Origin of the sequence: Catenuloplanes japonicus (genome assembly GCF_000717135.1) — a bacterium.
GTDB lineage: Bacteria > Actinomycetota > Actinomycetes > Mycobacteriales > Micromonosporaceae > Catenuloplanes > Catenuloplanes japonicus.
On sequence record NZ_JNXY01000034.1, the window covers coordinates 115,520 to 133,504 of the forward strand.

General features: G+C 72.5%; 15 protein-coding genes. 6 read left to right on the forward strand and 9 right to left on the reverse strand.

The features are described 5' to 3' along the window. The first annotated feature begins 79 nt into the window (after window positions 1-79). The gene (locus tag OP04_RS39170; protein ID WP_033345026.1) at window positions 80-583 is read left to right on the forward strand and encodes a SigE family RNA polymerase sigma factor; all 504 of its coding nucleotides are present in this window, start codon (window positions 80-82) and stop codon (window positions 581-583) included. Next, window positions 576-1,646: a hypothetical protein gene (locus OP04_RS39175; protein ID WP_033345027.1), complete on the forward strand. Its 1,071-nt coding sequence runs from the start codon at window positions 576-578 to the stop codon at window positions 1,644-1,646. The genes OP04_RS39170 and OP04_RS39175 overlap by 8 nt, the downstream gene beginning before the upstream one ends. A gap of 117 nt (window positions 1,647-1,763) precedes the next feature. On the opposite strand, the gene OP04_RS56070 is transcribed toward OP04_RS39175, so the two are convergent. The 4 genes from OP04_RS56070 to OP04_RS39195 form a co-directional block, all read right to left on the reverse strand. Further along, window positions 1,764-2,789, reverse strand: a complete 1,026-nt coding sequence (locus OP04_RS56070) for a HoxN/HupN/NixA family nickel/cobalt transporter (protein ID WP_033345028.1) — start codon at window positions 2,787-2,789, stop codon at window positions 1,764-1,766. After that, window positions 2,786-3,463, reverse strand: a complete 678-nt coding sequence (locus OP04_RS39185; RefSeq protein WP_157240964.1) for a hypothetical protein — start codon at window positions 3,461-3,463, stop codon at window positions 2,786-2,788. Before OP04_RS39185 ends, OP04_RS56070 begins: the two co-directional genes overlap by 4 nt. 94 nt (window positions 3,464-3,557) lie before the next feature. Further along, a complete protein-coding gene (locus tag OP04_RS48760; RefSeq protein ID WP_051799759.1) occupies window positions 3,558-7,175 on the reverse strand; it encodes an nSTAND1 domain-containing NTPase in 3,618 nt (1,205 codons plus the stop codon). Between the two features lie 249 nt (window positions 7,176-7,424). Further along, a complete protein-coding gene (locus OP04_RS39195) occupies window positions 7,425-7,865 on the reverse strand; it encodes a GNAT family N-acetyltransferase (RefSeq protein WP_033345030.1) in 441 nt (146 codons plus the stop codon). A 197-nt stretch (window positions 7,866-8,062) separates the two neighbouring features. On the opposite strand from OP04_RS39195, the gene OP04_RS54015 reads away from it, so the two are divergent. Beyond that, window positions 8,063-8,293 carry a hypothetical protein gene (locus OP04_RS54015; protein ID WP_157240966.1) on the forward strand — a complete coding sequence of 77 codons (231 nt, stop codon included), beginning with the start codon at window positions 8,063-8,065 and terminating at the stop codon, window positions 8,291-8,293. Between the two features lies 1 nt (window position 8,294). Here OP04_RS54015 and OP04_RS39200 read toward each other — a convergent pair whose 3' ends face one another. Beyond that, window positions 8,295-9,662, reverse strand: a complete 1,368-nt coding sequence (locus tag OP04_RS39200) for a YibE/F family protein (RefSeq protein ID WP_232323903.1) — start codon at window positions 9,660-9,662, stop codon at window positions 8,295-8,297. A 97-nt stretch (window positions 9,663-9,759) separates the two neighbouring features. Between OP04_RS39200 and manD the strand changes: the two genes are divergently transcribed. Further along, the gene (gene manD, locus OP04_RS39205) at window positions 9,760-10,968 is read left to right on the forward strand and encodes a D-mannonate dehydratase ManD (RefSeq protein WP_033345031.1); all 1,209 of its coding nucleotides are present in this window, start codon (window positions 9,760-9,762) and stop codon (window positions 10,966-10,968) included. Window positions 10,969-11,204: 236 nt separating this feature from the next. On the opposite strand, the gene OP04_RS39210 is transcribed toward manD, so the two are convergent. Further along, window positions 11,205-11,975, reverse strand: coding sequence for a TetR/AcrR family transcriptional regulator (locus OP04_RS39210; RefSeq protein ID WP_051799760.1), 771 nt, complete (start codon window positions 11,973-11,975; stop codon window positions 11,205-11,207). A gap of 57 nt (window positions 11,976-12,032) precedes the next feature. On the opposite strand from OP04_RS39210, the gene OP04_RS39215 reads away from it, so the two are divergent. Then, entirely contained in the window at window positions 12,033-12,464 is a 432-nt protein-coding gene (locus OP04_RS39215) for an SRPBCC family protein (protein WP_033345032.1), read from the forward strand. A gap of 4 nt (window positions 12,465-12,468) precedes the next feature. Here the strand turns inward: OP04_RS39215 and OP04_RS50580 are convergent, their stop codons facing one another. The 3 genes from OP04_RS50580 to OP04_RS50585 all read right to left on the reverse strand — a co-directional run bounded on the left by OP04_RS50580 (window position 12,469) and on the right by OP04_RS50585 (window position 16,272). Continuing rightward, a complete protein-coding gene (locus OP04_RS50580; RefSeq protein WP_051799761.1) occupies window positions 12,469-12,912 on the reverse strand; it encodes a hypothetical protein in 444 nt (147 codons plus the stop codon). A gap of 169 nt (window positions 12,913-13,081) precedes the next feature. Continuing rightward, the gene (locus OP04_RS39225) at window positions 13,082-13,720 is read right to left on the reverse strand and encodes a DUF2182 domain-containing protein (RefSeq protein ID WP_085067125.1); all 639 of its coding nucleotides are present in this window, start codon (window positions 13,718-13,720) and stop codon (window positions 13,082-13,084) included. Continuing rightward, window positions 13,717-16,272 carry a tyrosinase family protein gene (locus OP04_RS50585; protein ID WP_051799763.1) on the reverse strand — a complete coding sequence of 852 codons (2,556 nt, stop codon included), beginning with the start codon at window positions 16,270-16,272 and terminating at the stop codon, window positions 13,717-13,719. The genes OP04_RS39225 and OP04_RS50585 overlap by 4 nt, the downstream gene beginning before the upstream one ends. A 152-nt stretch (window positions 16,273-16,424) precedes the next feature. Here OP04_RS50585 and OP04_RS39235 point away from each other — a divergent pair, with 152 nt between their 5' ends. Continuing rightward, window positions 16,425-17,852, forward strand: coding sequence for a GGDEF domain-containing protein (locus OP04_RS39235; protein WP_033345033.1), 1,428 nt, complete (start codon window positions 16,425-16,427; stop codon window positions 17,850-17,852). The last annotated feature ends 133 nt before the right edge of the window (window positions 17,853-17,985 follow it).

Below are 17,985 nucleotides of genomic sequence, written 5' to 3' on the forward strand. Positions count from 1 at the left end.
CCTAATCCGCAACGCTTCCGAGGTCTCCGGCGCCCGTCGCGGCGCCGGAGACCTCCGGCGTCGAGGCGAACAGGCCACGATGACCACGATCGAGGACTTCGACGCGTTTGTCCACGGCAGGGGACGCGCGCTGCTGCGGTTCGCGTACGTGCTGTCCGGCGACGCGCACCTCGCCGAGGACCTCGTTCAGGAGGTCCTGGCCCGCATGCACCGTCGCTGGCACAAGGTCACCGCACTGGAGCACCCCGAGGCGTACGTGCGCACCGCGATCGTGCGGCAGTACCTGTCCTGGCGACGGCGGCGCGCGTCCACGGAGGCGACCTACGCGGACGTGCCGGAGCCGCCCGGCCTCGACGAACCCCAGCAACGCGTGCTCGCCCGCGACCAGATGTGGACGCTGATGGCCGGCCTGCCACGCGCCCAGCGGGCCGTGCTGGTCCTGCGCTTCTACTGCGACCTGCCGGACGACGAGATCGCCACGCTGCTGGGCTGCGGGATGTCCACGGTACGGTCGCAGGCCGCCCGCGCGCTGGCCAAGATGCGGACCATGTTGAGCGAGAGAGGAGTGGACGGCGATGGATGAGCTGGACCGGTTGCTCGCGGAGGCGATGAACGACGCCGCCGGCCGCGCACCCTCCGACGACGGCCTGCTGACCACGGTGCACACCCGGTCCCGCCAGATCCACCGCCGGCGGGTCGCCACCGCGCTCTCCGCGGCCGCGGCCGTGGTGGTGCTCGGCGTCCCGTCGGTCTTCGTGCTGACGAGCCGGCCGTCCGAGGTCGTGCCGCCGGCCGATCCGGTCATGTCGGTCTCGACGTCACCGTCCGTGCCCCCGTCGCCGACGCCGTCGTCATCCCCCTCCCCCAGCAACACCCCGTCGAGCGCGCCGCCCTCGTCCCCGTCCGTCGCCTCCGACGCCGTGACGCTGACGAAAGGGTGGACCGCGCCGACCTTCCCCTACCTGCTGCCGCCGCGCGACGACCTGAAGGCGCCGGTCGCGTCGCTGGACCGCGGGCGGCTGGTCGGCTTCTTCGAGACGACCGACACGCGCGACCACGCGGACGTGACGGTCACGGTCTCCGGCGCGCGGCCGACATTCAGCGACTCCGAGGCCACCGAGACCGCGCGGCAGGTGCGCGGGCACGCCGGCACGCTGCGGACCGTCGACGTGAGCCCGGCGAAGCAGCTCGCGCTCTACTGGCCGGAGTCGTCGGGGCGGTGGATCACGCTGGCGACGGACGACACGTACACGCCGGACGAGGTCGTCGCGCTCGCCACCTCGCTCACCACGGGCTCGACGGCGGCGCTGCCTCCGTTCCAGCTCGCCTACAGCCCCGCCGGACTGGTGACGGACACGGTGACCGCGTCCCGGATGACGTTCCGCACGTCGTCCGCCGCGCCGGGCAGCGCCGGCTTCAGCGTCGTGCTGCGCAAACGCCAGCAGCTCAACGGCACGAACCAGAAGATCCGGGGGTACGACGCAGCGCTCTCCCACGGCAGCGGCGTGACCACGCTGGCGATCGACGTGAAGGACTGGAACGCCACGCTGGAGATCACCGTGAACGGCGGCCTGACGATCAGCGACGCCGATCTTCTCCGGTTCGCCGGGGGCGCCGAGATCCTGGAACGCTCCAATCCGGAGTGATCGTCGCGGCGGACGCCGGCCGGGTTGGACGTGCCCGCGCCGCCCCGGGCCGGGTCGGCGCCGGCGCGGTGGCTCAGCCCGGGTCGGCGCGGGCGCGGCGGCTCAGGACGTGGCGGCTCAGGGCATGGTGGCGAGCTGGGTGGCGGCGACCACGATCATGCCGATGCCGAAGACGGTGATGCCGCCGGCGGCGAGCAGGGGCGTGACCCGGGAGACGACGGTGAGCGTGCTGCGGGAGCGGGCGTTGCGGGCGACGAGATTGCTGCCGGCGACCGCGAGCACGCCGACGCCGAACAGCACCACGGCCATCCCGATCCCGAACGTGAGCACCAGCAGCAGCGCGAACCCGCCCCGCCCGAGGAACAGGCCGGTGGCCAGCACCAGGAACGCGGCCGGCGAGGGCGTCAGCCCGCCGGAGATGCCGAGCAGGAACAGACCGGGCCGCTTCGCGTCACCGTGATGATGGTGGTGGTGGCCGTGGTCGTCGTCGTGTGCGTGGTCCACGGCGCCCGCGGCATCATCGACCGGGGTGCGGACGAGAAGGGCGCCGCCCTCGGCCGATGCGGCGGCGTGGTGGTGGCCTTCCGCCGCGGCACCGCCGTGGACGTGGACGTGACCGGCGCCGTGTGGGTCACGTCCGGCCGCGTCGCCGTGATCATGGAGGTGCCCGGCACCGCGGCCGTGGTCATGACCGTCACCGGCGCCGCCGCCGTGATCATGAGCGGCGGCACCCGTGCCCGGTTCGCCGTGGCCGTGCGAGTGGCCGTGGTGATGGTGGTGACGGTGGCCGCCGCGGAGGTGGCGGCGGAGCATCCACAGGCCGGTGGCCAGGACCAGCAGCCCGGCGACGATCTGGAGCCAGGACGTGAGCTGTTCCATCCGCATCAGCGCGGACAGCGGAAAGAACGTCCACGCCACGCCGATGACCAGCACAGACACGGTGTGCATGACCGCCACCGACCCGCCCAGCCAGGCCGCGTCGCGGATCCGGCCGCGGGAACCGGCCAGGTAGGCGGCGGCGAGCGTCTTGCCGTGCCCGGGTGCGAGCGCGTGCCCGGCACCGGCCAGGAACGCGAACACGAACGCCAGCGGCGCGACACCCGGCGTGTGGATCAGGTCCTGGAGGCGGTCCGCGAGGTTCATGCGGCGCGCCGGACGGTGACGCGGCGGAGGAGCAGGATCGCGAGCACCAGCCCGCCGATCACGGCGCCGAGCTGGACCAGCGCGCTGCGCCCCAGGCTGGTCCCGGGCACGCCGGTCATCGCCCAGTCGTGGGTGTCGTTGTCGTTCTCGTACACGGTGCGCTGTCCGTGCGGCCCGGTCGCGAGCGTGCGGTAGGCCGGGTGCAGGTCGGTCAGCGTCCGCACCGCGACCGTGGCGGTGGAGACCGGCGCCGGGCAGGTGTACGCCGCCGTCGCCCCCTTCAGCGCCACCGCCGCGACCGGCGCGACCGTCCCGGTGCAGGGCGCCCCGCCGTCCGCCGAGACCGTGATCCGTTCCAGCAGGTAGCCGGTGAACAGCGCCGATGCTCCGACCACGCCCGGGTCCTCGTACCGGTAGTCGACCGTCCCGTCCGCCGCGACCCGGTCCGCGGGCAGCAGCCCCAGTTGCACCCCGAGCACGGTCAGATCGTCCGGACCGCCGACGCGCCACTTCACGTGGACGACCTCCGGCCGTGCCTCGTCGGCCGAGACGGTCACGGTCTGCGGGTCACCGAACGGATGCGCCACCGCCGGACTGGGCGTGAACACGGCGGTCCCGGCCGCGACGCCGATGACGGCCACCGTCACCAGCGCGCGCTTGCTGTGCGAACTCAAGGGTCGAACTCCCGGTATTGCAGCGGTCGAAAGCGGCGCTCAGTCTGATCACCGAAGATGATCTTCAAGGGGCCGCCGCGTGAACACCGCGGAGCTATCCGGGCTCATGCAGGTATTTCGCCCGCTCCTCCGCCGTGAGATCCCGGATCGCGCGTCGCCCGGCCAGGTCCATGACCTCGCGGACCGGCCCGCACACCTCGCACGGCGTGAAGCGCGCATGCTGCCCGTACACCGTGATGATCTGCCGTCCGTCGTCGCTGAAAGCGACGCTTCTCGAGGCGGCCGGCGGCTCCAGCACGAGCGGACCGCCACCGCCGTCCGTGTTCCACACGCGCATCTGCTCATCGTTGCCGCCGATGCCGACGATCAACCGGCCGTCCGCGCTGAATCCGATGCCCGTGATCTGCCCGGTCAGGCCGGTGAGCACCGCGGGCTCGATGTCCTGGCCGACGGTCCAGACCCGGATGGCCCCGTCGGTGCCCGCGACGGCCAGCAGCCGGCCGTCCGGGCTGAAGCGGAGATGCGCGGCACGCCCGGCCTGCCCCTTCGGCGTCCACACCGGACGGCCGTCGAGGTCGCGCAGCACGATGCCCTGCGGCCAGCGTGCCGACGCCAGGAGGGTGGCATCGGCGTTGATCGCGATCGGCCCGCCGCCCTCCATCCGGCCGGGCTCGGGTCCGCCGCCGGCCCGCCACACCCGGATGTCGTTGTCGCCGCACTCGGCGACGAGCACGGTTCCGTCACGGCTGAACGTGACGCCGTTGGCGGTCAGGATCTCCAGCCGCTGACCGCAGTCGAGCACGGCGGGCCGGTCGCCCACGGTCGTGTCCCACCAGAGGATCTGCTCGCTGTCGAGGGGTGCGGCGGCGACGCTGCGCCCGTTCGCGCTGACGGCCAGGAACGCGCTGCCGGTCGGGGCGTCACGCAACGTCGACGCGCGCTCCGGCGTGCGGGTCGGGAAGACCGAGATCGTGCCGGACCCGCTCGGCGCCGCGGTGAAGACCCCGTCGTCGCCGAGCATCGCCGGCAGCGGCGCCGCGGGGAACGTCACCGTGGCGGGGTCCGCGGCCGCGGTGGTGTCCCACACCCGGACCGTGGCGTCGTCGCCGGCGGAGACGAGCCGGCGGCCGTCCTGGGTGAACGCCACGTCCCGCACCGCGCCGTGATGGCCGCGGATCGCCAGGCCGCGGGCGCCGTCGGAGACGTCCCAGACCCGCACGGTCCGCTCGTCCGTGCCGGCGGCGATGCGGCGCCCGTCCGGGCTGAACGCCACGCTGGTGTACCAGTACTCCTCACCCCGGTACGTCTCCGGCGCGGCGCTGCCGTCGATCGGCCAGACCGTGACCTGCTCGCTGCTGGCGACCGCGATCCGTCGGCCGTCGGGACTGACCGCCACGGACGAGGAGAAGGTCTCCTGCGGTTGCCGGATCATCGTGGGCGGGTCCGTCGTGCCGAGATTCCAGACCCGGACCGTGCCGTCGTTCGCCGACAGCGCGAGGCGCCCGCCGGGCCCGAACGCGAGATCGGCCGCCTCCCCCGTGAATCCCATCGTGGTCCGGAGATCGTTGTGCGCGGTGTCCCAGACGTAGACCTGCTGGTCGTCGCCGGCCGCGGCGACCCACCGGCCGTCCGCGCTGTACGCCACGCTGGACACGAACGCCGGCATCAGCGGTTGCAGCGTCCGGCCGGGGCCGGCCTCACCGGGCCGCCACAGCACGACCCTGCTGTATCCGTTGCCTGCGGAGACGCAGGCGATCGCCAGCCACCCGTCCGGGCCGGCGGCGACGACCGTCCCGTCCACGGGCGCGTCGACCGGTGGGGTGCGCCCCTCGATGTCCCAGACCTTGACCGTGCCGTCCATGTCCGCGCTGGCGACCTGGGAACCGCTGACGGCCACGGAGTAGACCTCCGTGCGGTGCGCGGCCATCGTGTACGTCCCCCGCGCGTCCGCCGTCGCCTGGCGCAGCACCGACTCGGTCTCCGCGTCCGGATGCAGCCGGTATGCCCGCAGGGCCAGGGCCAGCGCCAGCTCCGGGTCCGTCATCCGCTCCGCACGCGCCCCGGCTGCCAGCTCGCGCGCGACCGCCCGCCCCCGCTCCGACTCCGCCCGGAACGCGGACACCACAGCCCCCGTCGCCAGCGCGGACACCAGCACCAGCACCGCGGTCAGCCCGGCCACCAGCCACCGGGTGCGACGCTGGCGGTGCCGTGCCTCCCGGTCCCGCAGCGCGCGGCTGGCGTCGAGGAAGTCCTGCTCGGCCGCGGTCAGGTCGGGGATGCCCGCCTCGATCGTGGTGGACAGCCGCAGCCCCCGGTAGAGCGCGCCGTCGTCGCGCCCGAGCGTGGCCCACACCGTGGCCGCCTCGGTGAGCTGCCGGTGCAGGCGCAGCCCGGCGCGGTGGGTCTCCACCCAGCCGCGCAGCCGTGGCCAGGCCCGGATCAGCGCCTCGTGCGCGATCTCGATCGTGTCCCGGTCAGTGGTGACCAGGCGCGCGGCGGCCAGCGCGTCGATCACGACCGGTGCGAGGTCGATCGTGTCCAGCTCGTCGCGGCGCAGGCGGCGGCGGGTGATCAGCCCGTCCCGCCCGACGTCGATCATGCGCAGCAGCACGCGCTGGGTGACCCGCTGCTGGGGCGCGGACAGCCGCTCGTAGGTCCGCTCGGCGGTGTGGGCCACCGCGCCGGCCACGCCGCCGGCCGCCTCGTATCCGCCGAGCGTGACCATGGCGCCCTGCCGGCGTCGCCACGCCTCGCGCAGCGCGTGCGCGGCCAGCGGCAACGCGCCCGGCCTGTCCGTCACCTCGGCCACGATCGTGGCGGCCAGCGCGCCCTCGACCCGGGCGCCGCGCCGCTCGGCCGGTCTCGTCACCGCCTCCCGCAGCTCGGCCGGGGTCATGCCGCCGATCAGCACCTGCGCGTCGGTCAGCGCGGCCAGCAACGCCGGATGCTCGGTGAACCGCGCGTAGTGATCCGCCCGCACGGCCAGCACGACCCGGGCCCGGCCGTCCGGCTCCCGGCACATGGCCAGCAGCGCGGCGATGAACTCCGCCCGCTCGGCGGGGTCGTCACACGTCGCGAACGTCTCCTCGAACTGGTCCACCACGACCAGAAGATCAGCATCACCGGGTACGCCCTGGCGGACCATCAGGTGCGCCCGTGCCGGATCCTCGCGCAGCTCGGCGAGCAGCCCGCCGGCCGGCACCCCCGCATGCCGTGCCAGCTGCACCGCCAGCTCCGCCATCGGATGCGCGCCCGGCGTCATCACCATGACCGGCCCGCCCATCGCCGGGACCAGCCCCGCGCGGACCACGGACGACTTCCCGGCGCCGGACGGCCCGAACACGGCCAGGAACCGCCGCTCCCCGAGCCGCCGCACCAGCTCGCCGACGAGCGCGCCACGGCCGAAGAACACCGCCGCGTCCTCGGCCTGGAACGTGGCCAGGCCCGGGTAGGGCGACGGCCCGTCACGGTCCGGCTCGGCCGTTGCCACGGTCAACCGCTCGGTCTCCCGCCACCGCCGCTCCCACTCGGCCGGGTCGCCGTCGCAGCCCGCCACGTAGGCCAGCGTGACCTCCAGCGTCGGCAGCCGCCGCCCGGACGCGGCCGCGGACAGCGTCGCCACCGAGTAGTTCACCCGGGCCGCCATCTGCCGGTAGCCGGGCCTGCCCGCCTTGTCCCGCAGCTCGCGCAGGCCGGCCGCGAACTGCTCCACGGGCCCGCCCGCCCCGTCCAACGGCCGTTCAGGCCTCGGCATCTCGTCCCCCGGATCACGCGGTGACATCCATCGTCGATTGTCGCTGCGTTGTCCATTGTTGTTTGTCCGGCTCCCCGGGGGAGGGGCCAGACAACTTTCGTTCGGCTACAACTGATCACGCACGGCCGTCCACAACGGAGGACGTGCAGGTCCGGCGGTCACGGGGGCCGCCGGGCCTCGTGCGTCACGGTGACGGTTCGGCCCCGGTCAGCGTGGTGCGGCGGCCCCGATCGGCGGGCGGTTGTCGATCTCCATCCAGCGGTCCGGGTGGGCGACCGGGGCGAAGCCGGCCTTGGCGTAGACGCCGTGCGCGTCGAGCGTGGAGAGGATGACGCGCTTGATGCCGTGGCGGTCGGCCCAGTCCGCGGTCCAGCTCGCGATCGAGGTGCCGAGGCCCTGGCCGCGGTGGTCGCGGTCGACGTAGACGTCGCACAGCCAGGCGAACGTGGCCAGGTCCGACACGATCCGCGCGACCGCCACCTGCCGCCCGTCGTGGGTGTAGACGCCGATCGGGATCGAGTGCCGCAGGGATCGTTCCACCACCTCGCGGGTGCGCCCCTTGGCCCAGAACGCCTCGTGCAGGATCCAGTCCACCACCCGGTCCACGTCGATCTCGGTCGGGTCGTCGCTCAGCCGATAATCACTCACCGCGCCATCCTCCCGTCGCCCCTGCTGATCTTGGATAGCCACTTCGGCGTCGGTGGCCTGGTCTGCCTGACCACCCACGGATCCGAGGCCGCGGGAGCTCGCGGACCGCAACCACGCCGGAAGCGGGAAATGCATTGGTCTTTGAGCTTTATCTATGGCCAAAGGAACGATGCGCGGCCCGAACGCCGACCACTTGAATGTCACGTGTGGATGGCCAGGCTGCTGCTGATGACGCCCGTCGCGGGCTGCGTGCGTGGGTGCGGGGAGCCGCGCGCAGCGTGCGGCGCGCGGGGCCCTATGCGGTGCTCGCCGTGCTGGCCGCGTCCGCGATCGCGCCGGTGGCGGCCGCGCTCGAGTCGGTGTGCCGGATCCTGGTCCCGGCCGAGGCCGCCGCGGGCCGGGAAAAGCCGGCCGGCTGCCCGGACTGACTCAGCGATCACGCCGATCGACAAACGCCATCCACGGCCGCTCGTCATCCGGACCAGCGTCCTCCCCCTGCCTGCCGCGCTGCGCCCGCCCACCGGGCTCCCCCGCACCGTGCCGCGCAGGCCCGTCGTGCTGACCCGGACCAGCCGCTTCCTCCGCGCGCACCGGCCCGTCCAAGGCTTCCACCGGCCTCACCGGATCCCCCGCCACTCCCGCCCGCGCCGCCAGCCACGCCGCCAGCGCCGTCGTGATCGGGACCGCCGCGATCAACCCCAGCGTCCCCACCCCGCTGCGCACCAGCTCCTGCGCGATCGGCTGCCCCGTCAGCAGCTCCGTCACCGGCGTCCCGCCCACCGCGAACAGCAGCATCAACGGCAGCGACGCCCCCGCGTACGCCAGCACGATCGTGTTCACCACCGACGCGATGTGCGCGCGCCCGACCCGCGTCGCCGCCCGGTACAGCTCCCGGAAGCCGTACCGCGGGTTCGCGAACGCCAGCTCCCGGACCGTCTCCGCCTGCGTCACCGTGACGTCGTCCAGCACCCCGAGCGCGCCGATCACGATGCCGGCCAGCAGCAGGCCCTGCATGTTGACCGCGCCCTGGGTGATGTTCAGGTACGCGGTCTCCTCGTCCGCCACCCCGGTCAGGTGCACCAGATCCGTGGCGAGCGCGGACAGCACCGCCGTGATCGTGAGGCTGACCAGCGTGCCCGCGACCGCGACCGTGGTGGACAGCGTGAACCCGTGGGTCAGATACAGCACGATCAGCATGATCGCGGCCGCGCCGACCACGGCGACCAGCAGCGGGGACCGGCCGCCGAGGATCGCCGGGACCACGAAGACCAGCAGCACTGCGAACGTGACCGCGAGCCCGGCCAGCGCCCGCAGCCCCCGCCACCGGCCGAACGCGATCACGGCCAGCGCGACCGCGCCGGCGAGCAGCCACAGCCCGGTGGCCCGCTGGTGGTCCGCGATCGAGTACTCCTGCCCGCTCGGGCTGTCCGGCAGGTACATCACGATGATCGCGTCACCCGGCGACACCTCCGCCGCACCCGGCCCGGCCGGGACCGGCGTCTCGACCGTCTCCCCGACCTGCTCGCCATCGTCGATCCTGACCTGCACGGTCCCGCACACCGTCGGGGCCGGCACACCCTCGGGCAGCGCCGGGCACTCCGTCAGCCGCACGGCCTGCACCGTCGCCTTCAGCTCGATCGGCCCGCCGTCCCGGGCGACCGGCCGGTCCGCCGCGCTCGGCCAGAGCAGGAACATGCCCACGGCCGTGAGCAGCACCGCGGGGATGAGCATCGCCAGCACGATCCGCCGGGCCCGCGGCGTCATGGACTCGGAGGCGTGCGTATGAGTGTGTGCCACGCCCAGATCTTTCCTCAGCCACGCCGACGGACCGGCGCCGACCATAACCGCATCGATGCCTGTATACAGATACGACACGAGACGAGGGAGTGATCCGGTGGCGACGATCGCACGTGTCGAGGTTCTGGTGACATCGCCCGGCCGCAACTTCGTGACCCTGCGGATCACCACCTCGGACGGCGTGACCGGTCTCGGCGACGCCACGCTCAACGGGCGCGAGCTGGCCGTCGCCTCCTACCTGCAGGATCACCTCGCGCCGCTGCTGATCGGCCGCGACCCCGCCCGCATCGAGGACACCTGGCAATATCTGTACCGTGGCGCCTACTGGCGGCGCGGCCCGGTCACGATGACCGCGATCGCCGCCGTCGACGTCGCATTGTGGGACATCAAGGGCAAGGTCGCCGGCCTGCCCGTCTACCAGCTGCTCGGCGGCCGTTCCCGCGACGGCGTGCTGGTCTACTGCCACGCCAGCGGCACCGACGTGGAGTCGCTGCTCGACGACGTGGCCCGCTACCAGGAGCTGGGTTTCACCGCGATCCGCGCGCAGGCCGCCGTCCCGGGTCTGAGCGGCAGTTACGGCGTGCGCAAGGGCCGGCTCTACGAGCCCGCCGCCACGCACCTGCCGGACGAGCAGGCGTGGAGCACCGAGGCGTACCTCGACTTCGCGCCCACCTACCTGGCCAAGGTCCGCGAACGGTTCGGTTTCGGCTTCCACCTGCTGCACGACGTGCACCACCGGCTCACCCCGATCGAGGCCGGCCGCTTCGGCAAGAGCGTCGAGGAGCTGCGCCTGTTCTGGATGGAGGATCCGACGCCGGCCGAGAACCAGGACGCGTTCCGCCTGATCCGGCAGCACACCACCACGCCGATCGCGACCGGCGAGGTGCTCTCCTCGATCTGGGACGTGCAGCAGCTGATCACCGAGCAGCTCATCGACTACGTGCGCACCACGGTCGTGCACGCCGGCGGCATCACCCACCTGCGCCGCATCTTCGACCTGGCCGCGCTCTACCAGGTCCGCACCGGCTCGCACGGCGCCACGGACCTCTCCCCGGTCACCGTCGCCGCGGCCGTGCACCTCGACATCGCCGTCCCGAACTTCGGCATCCAGGAACACATGGGCCACACCGCCGAGACCTACGAGGTCTTCCGCGGCACGCCCCGCCTGGAGAACGGCATGCTCTACCCCTCCGACGAGCCCGGCCTCGGCATCACCTACGACGACGAGACCGCCGCCGCGTTCCCCTACGACGCCAAATATCTCCCCGTCGCCCGCCGCCTCGACGGCTCCATGCACGACTGGTAAAAGATCAACTTCAAGATCCAGTTCATTTTCCCGCTTCCGGCGTGGTCCGGCAGCGTTGCTCCCGCGGGCACCGGTCGTCGCTGGCGCTCCTCCCTGCCGGTTCCGCCGTGGTCCGGGAAACCCGTGCTGGCCTCCTACGGCCGCCCCTCCGGTGATCCAGGCGTCGTTCGACGTCGCCGGAACGACGTGAACGACGCCTGGATCACGGTCGTGGCGTGCGGGTCAGTGGGAACGCCTCAGCCCTTCGGCGAACCGCTCAGGACGACGAAGGCGGCGCGGACCACCTCGGCGGCCCCTTCCACGTCCGCAGTGACCAGGGCGTGGAGGCGGGCACGGTCGGGTGGCGTCGCGGTGTGGCGGCGGGCACGGTCCGGTGGCGTCGCGGCGTGGAGGCGGGCGCTGTCGGACGGCGGCGCGGTGTGGCGGCGGGCGCGGTCCGGCGGCGTCGCGGCGTGGAGGCGGGCGCTGTCGGGCGGCGGCGCGGTGTGGCGGCGGATGCTGGTGGACTGGACGCGCCACAGGCTGACCAGGGCCTGGGCGGCCACGTCGATCTGCGGCTCCGGGCGGCCGGTGCGGGAGCGCAGCGCCGTGGCCGTGATCACCGCCAGCCGCTCGGCCATCTCGCTCTGGTAGGCGCGCAGCTCCGGCGTGGTGCGGATCAGCTCGCCGAAGCGGCGGTAGCCGGCCAGCGCCGGAGCACCGCCGGCCTCCAGCATGGCCAGCACGCCGTCCAGCTCCGCGGCCAGGAGCGTGAGCGCGGCGTCGACCGGATCGCGGTCCTCGTCGGAGAGCGCGGCCGCGAGCGCGGTGGTCGTGCCCTCCAGCCGGTCCATGATCAGGGCCTCTTTGGTGGCGAAGTAGTTGTAGACCGTCTTCTGGGACACGCCGCCGGCCTCGGCCACGTCCGCGATCCGCACGCCGTCGAAGCCCCGCTCCAGGAACAGCGCCGCGGCCGCGTCCGAGAGCGTGCGGCGGACCTGCTGCTTCTTCAGTTCCCTGAGACTCACCGGCAAAACTTTACACCCACTTGAATTTTACAGTCGCTGTAATTTACGGTGGGCGGCATGAGCGAATACCGCATCGAGCGCGACTACCCGTACCCCGTCGAGGAGGTCTGGGCCGTTTTCACCGAGCCGGAACTGATGCGCCGCTGGACCACGACCGGGCAGGGCGGCCGCCCCGAGGGCTTCGCCCTGGTGCCCGGCACCCGGTTCCGCTTCATCGCCAAGCCCACGCCCGGCTGGCGCGGCATCGTCGACTGCGAGGTGCTCGAGGTCGACGCCCCGCACCGGTTGCGGTACTCGTGGGTGGGCGACGAGGGCGGCGAGGCGACGTACGTGACCTACACGCTCGCGCCGATCCCGGGCGGCACGCGTTTCACCTGGCACCACACGGGATTCACCGGCGCGGGCGGCTTCTTCATGTCCACGCTGCTCGGCACCGTCCGCAAGAAGATGCTCACCAAGGGCGTGCCCGCGGTCCTCGCCGCGCCGTAGGAACTCAGCCGCGGGCGTAGGGGTCGATCGCGATGCCCTCGCCCTCGACCGAGACGCCCTCGTCCGTCACCCACTCGCCGGACTCGCCGTCGGCCGGCAGGTAGGCCCGGTCCGCGAACCCGTCACCGTCGAGGTCGCGCAGCGTGACGTCCGGGATGCCGTCGGCGTCCACGTCGATCTCGGCCTCGTCCGCGACACCGTCGAAGCTGCCGTCGTAGAGCGTGGTGTCCACCATGCCGTCGCCGTCGGTGTCGTGCGTGCTGAAGTCGGTCAGGCCGTCCGAGTCCGTGTCCTGGTACTCGCTGTCCATCACGCCGTCGCCGTCGTGGTCGACCTCGGTGATCTCCGGGTTGCCGTCGCCGTCGAGGTCATGCGTGATCGTGTCGACGGCGCCGTCACCATCCGTGTCGAGCTCGGTCACGATCGCGTCGTCGAAGTAGTCGCTCATCGGTTCGCATCCATTCTCGAGGGGGCGCCTCTGCGGCGCTGACAGCAATCTAGGGGAATCGCCTCCCCGCGCAACTCCCCGGAATGTGCCACCGGTCGAAAAAGGACAGTCCACAATGCTCACCGTCGGTCTTTTGTGCACGCGCGATATCCCGGTCCAGAATCACCTTTCACTCGGAAATCCCCGCGCGGAATCGGGTGTCCAGCACCAGGCCGCCGGGGCGCCAGACGCCGCGGGGCGGATAGCGCGTGAGGAGCACCGCCGCGGTCACGCCGATCATCCACAGCGGATGGTGCGTCCCCGGCACCGCCATGATCGCCATCAGCGGACCGCAGACGCCCACGCACCCCGCGCCGTGCCACAGCCCGAACCGCAGCGCGCCCCACGCCGCCCGCCACCCAGTCGGCGGCAGCGGGATCGTCCGGTGGCAGGCGCGCATGCAGGCACGACGGGCCGGCGTGAACTGCCACAGCACCGCGGCCACCACCAGCCCGACCAGCAGCGGAAGGCGCGGTGGCAGCGCGAGCAGCGGGATCAGCAGCAGGCCGGTCAATGACCAGACCACGACGTACCCCATCAGAAAGGTGGTCATCGCCCGGAAGCGTCGGCGGCGCAGACTGTTGACGGCGACGTGCCGGACCGCGGGTAGCACGACCGGCACCATCATCGCCACACACATCAGCACCCAGGACGCCATCGTCGGCGGCGTCGCGTGGTGCGCGGGCCCCGCGGCCACGGCCTGGACCAGCAACGCTGCCCAGGCCGCGACCGCGAGCGCCATCGCGGGCCACTGCGGATATCTACTCATCGATAGAAGATGCTCACCCGGCCGATGCGGACCGGGAGCGACTGCGCCTCCACGGCCGCCTCGGCGCCGGCCAGCTCGCGCGCGTCCGGCGGCACCTCGACCTGCACCGGGCGGAACGAGACCGCGGCGCCCTCATCGCTCCACTCGCCGCGATCGCGCAGGCCGGCCACCCACTCGGTGATGTCGAACGTGCGCCGGAAGCCGTGCGGGGCCTCGCCCGCGCCCAGGTGCTCGATGCCGAAGAACGACACGTTGCCGACGTGGTGCGGGGTCGCGGACGGCGTGCCGATCGGGCGCACGTACACCTCGTAGACGGTGGCGGGCGCGCGGTCGGCCTCGATGTCCTCCAGGTTGAGCAGCACCTGCGCGGCATCCCTGCCACGCGCCGTGACCGTGGGCGCGTCCAGCGGCACCTCGACCCGGGCCGCGTCGCCGGTGAGCGTGAGCGGCCGGTCGGACGCGCCGACGAACTCGGGCTCGTCCGGCGTCTCGCCTGTGCTCATGACCGTCTCCAACCGGACCCGCGCGCCGGGTGCGACGCCATCCTGATAGACGTACCCCAGTTGGCCCGCGGTGTCGAGCACCTGTGCGTTCGTGATGGTCACCGGGTTGCCGGACGCGTCGTGCAGCCGCCAGGACGTGCCGCGCCAGTCCGCGTCGCCGGGGTCGGACCGGCCGCCGCCGAGCGCGAGCCAGGACGACCAGAGCCGGTCGATGTTCGCGTGGTGCAGCCAGAAGATCGGGTCGAGCGCGGCCAGGTCCGGGTCGCCCATCCAGCCGCCGATCAGCACGTGGACGTCGTTGTGCGGCGTCAGCTCCAGGTCACCGGAGAGGAACCAGAAGTGCTGCGGCGTGGTCCGCCCGCCACCGAAACTCGGCTCCGGCGGCGGCGCGAACGTGGTCCGGGACATCGCCTGCGTGGCGTTCGTGATCGAGGACGGCAGCGTGGCACCGTTGTTGATCGCCGGGTTGCGCTCGGCCACGAACAGCGGGTTCGGCGTGCCGTCCGGCATGGTGCGCTGGCGGAACGCGGGCGGTAGCGAGTTCCGGCCCGGGACCGCGTAGTTCCAGTACGGCAGCGCCCAGTCGGCCGGGCCGCCCTGCGCGATCACCTCCGCGCGGACGATCTCCTCGAAGTAGTACAGGTACGCGCGGTGCCACGGCAGGAAGTGCCAGCTGCCGTGCTGGCACTCGTTCCAGACCGTGCCCGCGGGCGCGGTCCCGGCCCGGCCGTGCACCGCGGCCTGGTACTCCCAGCCGCGCGGGTCGGTCAGCGCCCGCGCCCGCAGCGCGCGGACCGCCTTCGCGTAGGCGAGCGTGATCGGGTCCCACGCGCCGCCGGCCTGCAGCTCCCAGATGTCGCGCCGGATGCGGACGGTCTGGAACGTGCCGTCGCCGTTGTTGTGCGCGGTCCACACGCCGCCGTCGCCGAAGCCCACGATGTCCGGCCGCCCGTCGCCGGTGATGTCGGCCAGCACGCGCGGATGCTTCTCCACGCGCCAGCCGCCGGCGGTGTACCCGAAGTTCGCGATCACGCGGCGTGGCGTGCCGAAACCGCCGCTGCCGTCGTTGCGCGACACCCACACACCGCCGTCGCCGAACCCGACGATGTCCGCGCGCCCGTCACCGGTCAGATCCGCCACGAACCGCGGGTGCCGCTCCACGCGCCAGCCACCGGCGGAGTAGCCGAAGTCGCTGACGACCAGCTGCGGACTGCCGAAACCACCGGTGCCGTCGTTGCGGGCCACCCAGACGCCGCCGTCGCCGAAGCCCACGATGTCGGGGCGGCCGTCGCCGGTGGTGTCGGCCAGGAAACGCGGATGCCGCTCCACGCGCCAGCCGCCCGCGGAGTAGCCGAAATCGGCCAGGACCAGCTGTGGCGTGCCGAAACCGCCGCTGCCGTCGTTACGGGCCACCCACACACCACCGTCGCCGAACCCGACGATGTCCGCGCGCCCGTCACCGGTCAGATCCGCCACGAACCGCGGGTGCCGCTCCACGCGCCAGCCGCCGGCGTCGTAGCCGAAGTCGTCGCGCACGAGTTGCGGCGCCCGGAACGTACCGTCGCCGTTGTTGATCGAGATCATCACGCCCGCGTTGCCGAACCCGACGATGTCGCCGCGCCCGTCACCGGTCAGATCCGCCACGAACCGCGGGTGCCGCTCCACCCGCCAGCCGCCCGCGGTCCAGCCGAAGTCGCGGATCGCCAGGCGCGGGCCGGTGAAGCGCCCGTTGCCGTCGTTGAACGACACCCAGACGCCGCCGTCACCGAAGCCCACGAGGTCGGGACGGCCGTCACCGGTCACGTCCGCCGGAATGCGCGGATGCCGGTCGACACGCCATCCGCCGGCCGTGAAACCGAAATTCGCCACGCCCAGGAATGGATCATTGAATGTGCCGCCGCCCTTGTTCGCCGCGACCAGAGCACCGGCCTCACCGAAGCCCAGAATGTCCGCGACCCCGTCCCCGGTAAGATCCGTGACGAATCGCGGATGCCGTTCTTCCCGCCACCCACCGGCGTTGAATCCGAAATTTTGCAGAACGAGTTGCATAACGCGCCCCCTCGTATTTCCGCGCACTATCAACCACAGCTTCTGCCTCTATTAACGGAGCGTGACCCGTCCTGTCACTGTTCGGACAGGGTGTATCAACGCCCATTCGGGATCCGCTCACATCACGGCCGGGCCTGCCGATCGGAGCGGGCATGAAGGCGCGCCTCCTGGCGGCGGCCGGGCTGGGCGTGGTGCTGCAGGTGGCGCTGATCGTGACCGGTTTCGCGCGACCGCTGCTCGTACCGGTCACCGCGCTGTCCGTGCTCGTCTGCACCGCCGCGGTGTGGGCACTGGGCCGCCGGGCCGCCTACGCGCGCGGACGCGAGCGCCTGACCTGGGGAATCGTCGCTGCATCGGGCCTGGTCTGGCTGCCCGGCGCGGTGCTGACCATGCGGTCCGCCGTGCTCGGCTCCCCGCCCGGGGCCGGCTCCGGGCTGGTCCGGCCGGAATCGCTGCTCGGCGGCATCGCGGCCGCGCTCATCCTGGTGGCGCTGCTCGCCGGGCCGAACGCGTCGCTGCCCTGGCGCGAGCGGCTGCGGATGGCACTGGACGGGGCGATGGCCGCGGTCGCGCTGTTCGTACCCGCGTGGGCTTTTCTGCTGCATCCGGCATATCGGGACCTGGGCCGCTCGTTCACCACGCTGGTCGCCGTCGTCGTGGGCGTGCAGATCGCCACGATCGCGATCGCGCTGGTACTGCTCTCCCGGCAACGCCCCGAGGGCGCGAACGCGTTCACCATGCTGGCCGGCGCCGCCGGCGCCTTCGGCACTCTGACCATGCTGTTCTGCACGCTGGTGATCTACGACGGCGCGGTGGACCTGACCGTGGTCGCGCCGCTGTCCGTGCTCGGGGCGTTCATGCTGCTCACGATGACCTGGTTCCCGATGCCGATGAACGTGCCGCCGTGGAGCGGCGCGCCGACCGGCCTGCGGGGCGGACTGCCGTACCTGCCGGTGCTCGGCGCGTTCGCGGTCACCACCACGCAGCCCTTCGACCAGAACGTCCTCGTGGCCATGTCCGTGCTGTTCGGGCTGGTACTGCTGCGGCAGTTCCTGGCGCTGCACAGCAACGGCCGGCTGCTGGCCGAGGTCGAGGAGAAACGCGCGGAGTTGCAGTACCAGGCCACCCACGACCACCTGACCGGCCTGACCAACCGCACGTTCCTCTACGAGCACGCGTCCGGCTGGCGCTCGCCGGTCGCGCTGATGATCCTCGACCTCGACGGCTTCAAGCAGATCAACGACCGGTTCGGGCACGCCGCCGGCGACGAGGTGCTGGTCGAGGTCGCGCGCGTGCTGACCTCGATCGTGCCGTCCGGCCACGTCGCGGCCCGGCTCGGCGGCGACGAGTTCGCCGTGGTCCTGCACCCGGCGCCCCCGGTCCGCGACGCGGCCGCAATCGGCGAACGCATCATCGAGGCCGTCGCCGCCAAGGGCCGGGTCGGGATCAGCCTCGGCCTCGCCTACGAGCCCACCGGCCGCGCCACGCTCGGCATGATGCTCAGCGACGCGGACGCGGCGCTCTACAAGGCGAAAGCGGCCGGGAAAGGCCGGCTCGCCAAGAGCAACAGAATCACATAATTCATTTCCCGCTTCCGGCGTGGTCGCTTTCCGATTGCTCCCGCGGGCACCGGTCGTCGCTGGCGCTCCTCCCTGCCAGTTTGTGGGCTTTTCCGAGCGCCGCGTGTGCGGGAAAATTGCGGGTGTGGCCGTT

Excerpts from the sequence above, each read along its gene's own strand:
- OP04_RS39170 (WP_033345026.1), top strand. The coding sequence starts at position 80 with ATGACCACGATCGAGGACTTCGACGCGTTTGTCCACGGCAGGGGACGC.
- OP04_RS39175 (WP_033345027.1), top strand. The coding sequence starts at position 576 with ATGGATGAGCTGGACCGGTTGCTCGCGGAGGCGATGAACGACGCCGCC.
- OP04_RS56070 (WP_033345028.1), bottom strand. The coding sequence starts at position 2,789 with ATGAACCTCGCGGACCGCCTCCAGGACCTGATCCACACGCCGGGTGTC.
- OP04_RS54015 (WP_157240966.1), top strand. The coding sequence starts at position 8,063 with ATGTCACGTGTGGATGGCCAGGCTGCTGCTGATGACGCCCGTCGCGGG.
- OP04_RS39215 (WP_033345032.1), top strand. The coding sequence starts at position 12,033 with ATGAGCGAATACCGCATCGAGCGCGACTACCCGTACCCCGTCGAGGAG.
- OP04_RS50580 (WP_051799761.1), bottom strand. The coding sequence starts at position 12,912 with ATGAGCGACTACTTCGACGACGCGATCGTGACCGAGCTCGACACGGAT.
- OP04_RS39225 (WP_085067125.1), bottom strand. The coding sequence starts at position 13,720 with ATGAGTAGATATCCGCAGTGGCCCGCGATGGCGCTCGCGGTCGCGGCC.
- OP04_RS50585 (WP_051799763.1), bottom strand. The coding sequence starts at position 16,272 with ATGCAACTCGTTCTGCAAAATTTCGGATTCAACGCCGGTGGGTGGCGG.
- OP04_RS39235 (WP_033345033.1), top strand. The coding sequence starts at position 16,425 with ATGAAGGCGCGCCTCCTGGCGGCGGCCGGGCTGGGCGTGGTGCTGCAG.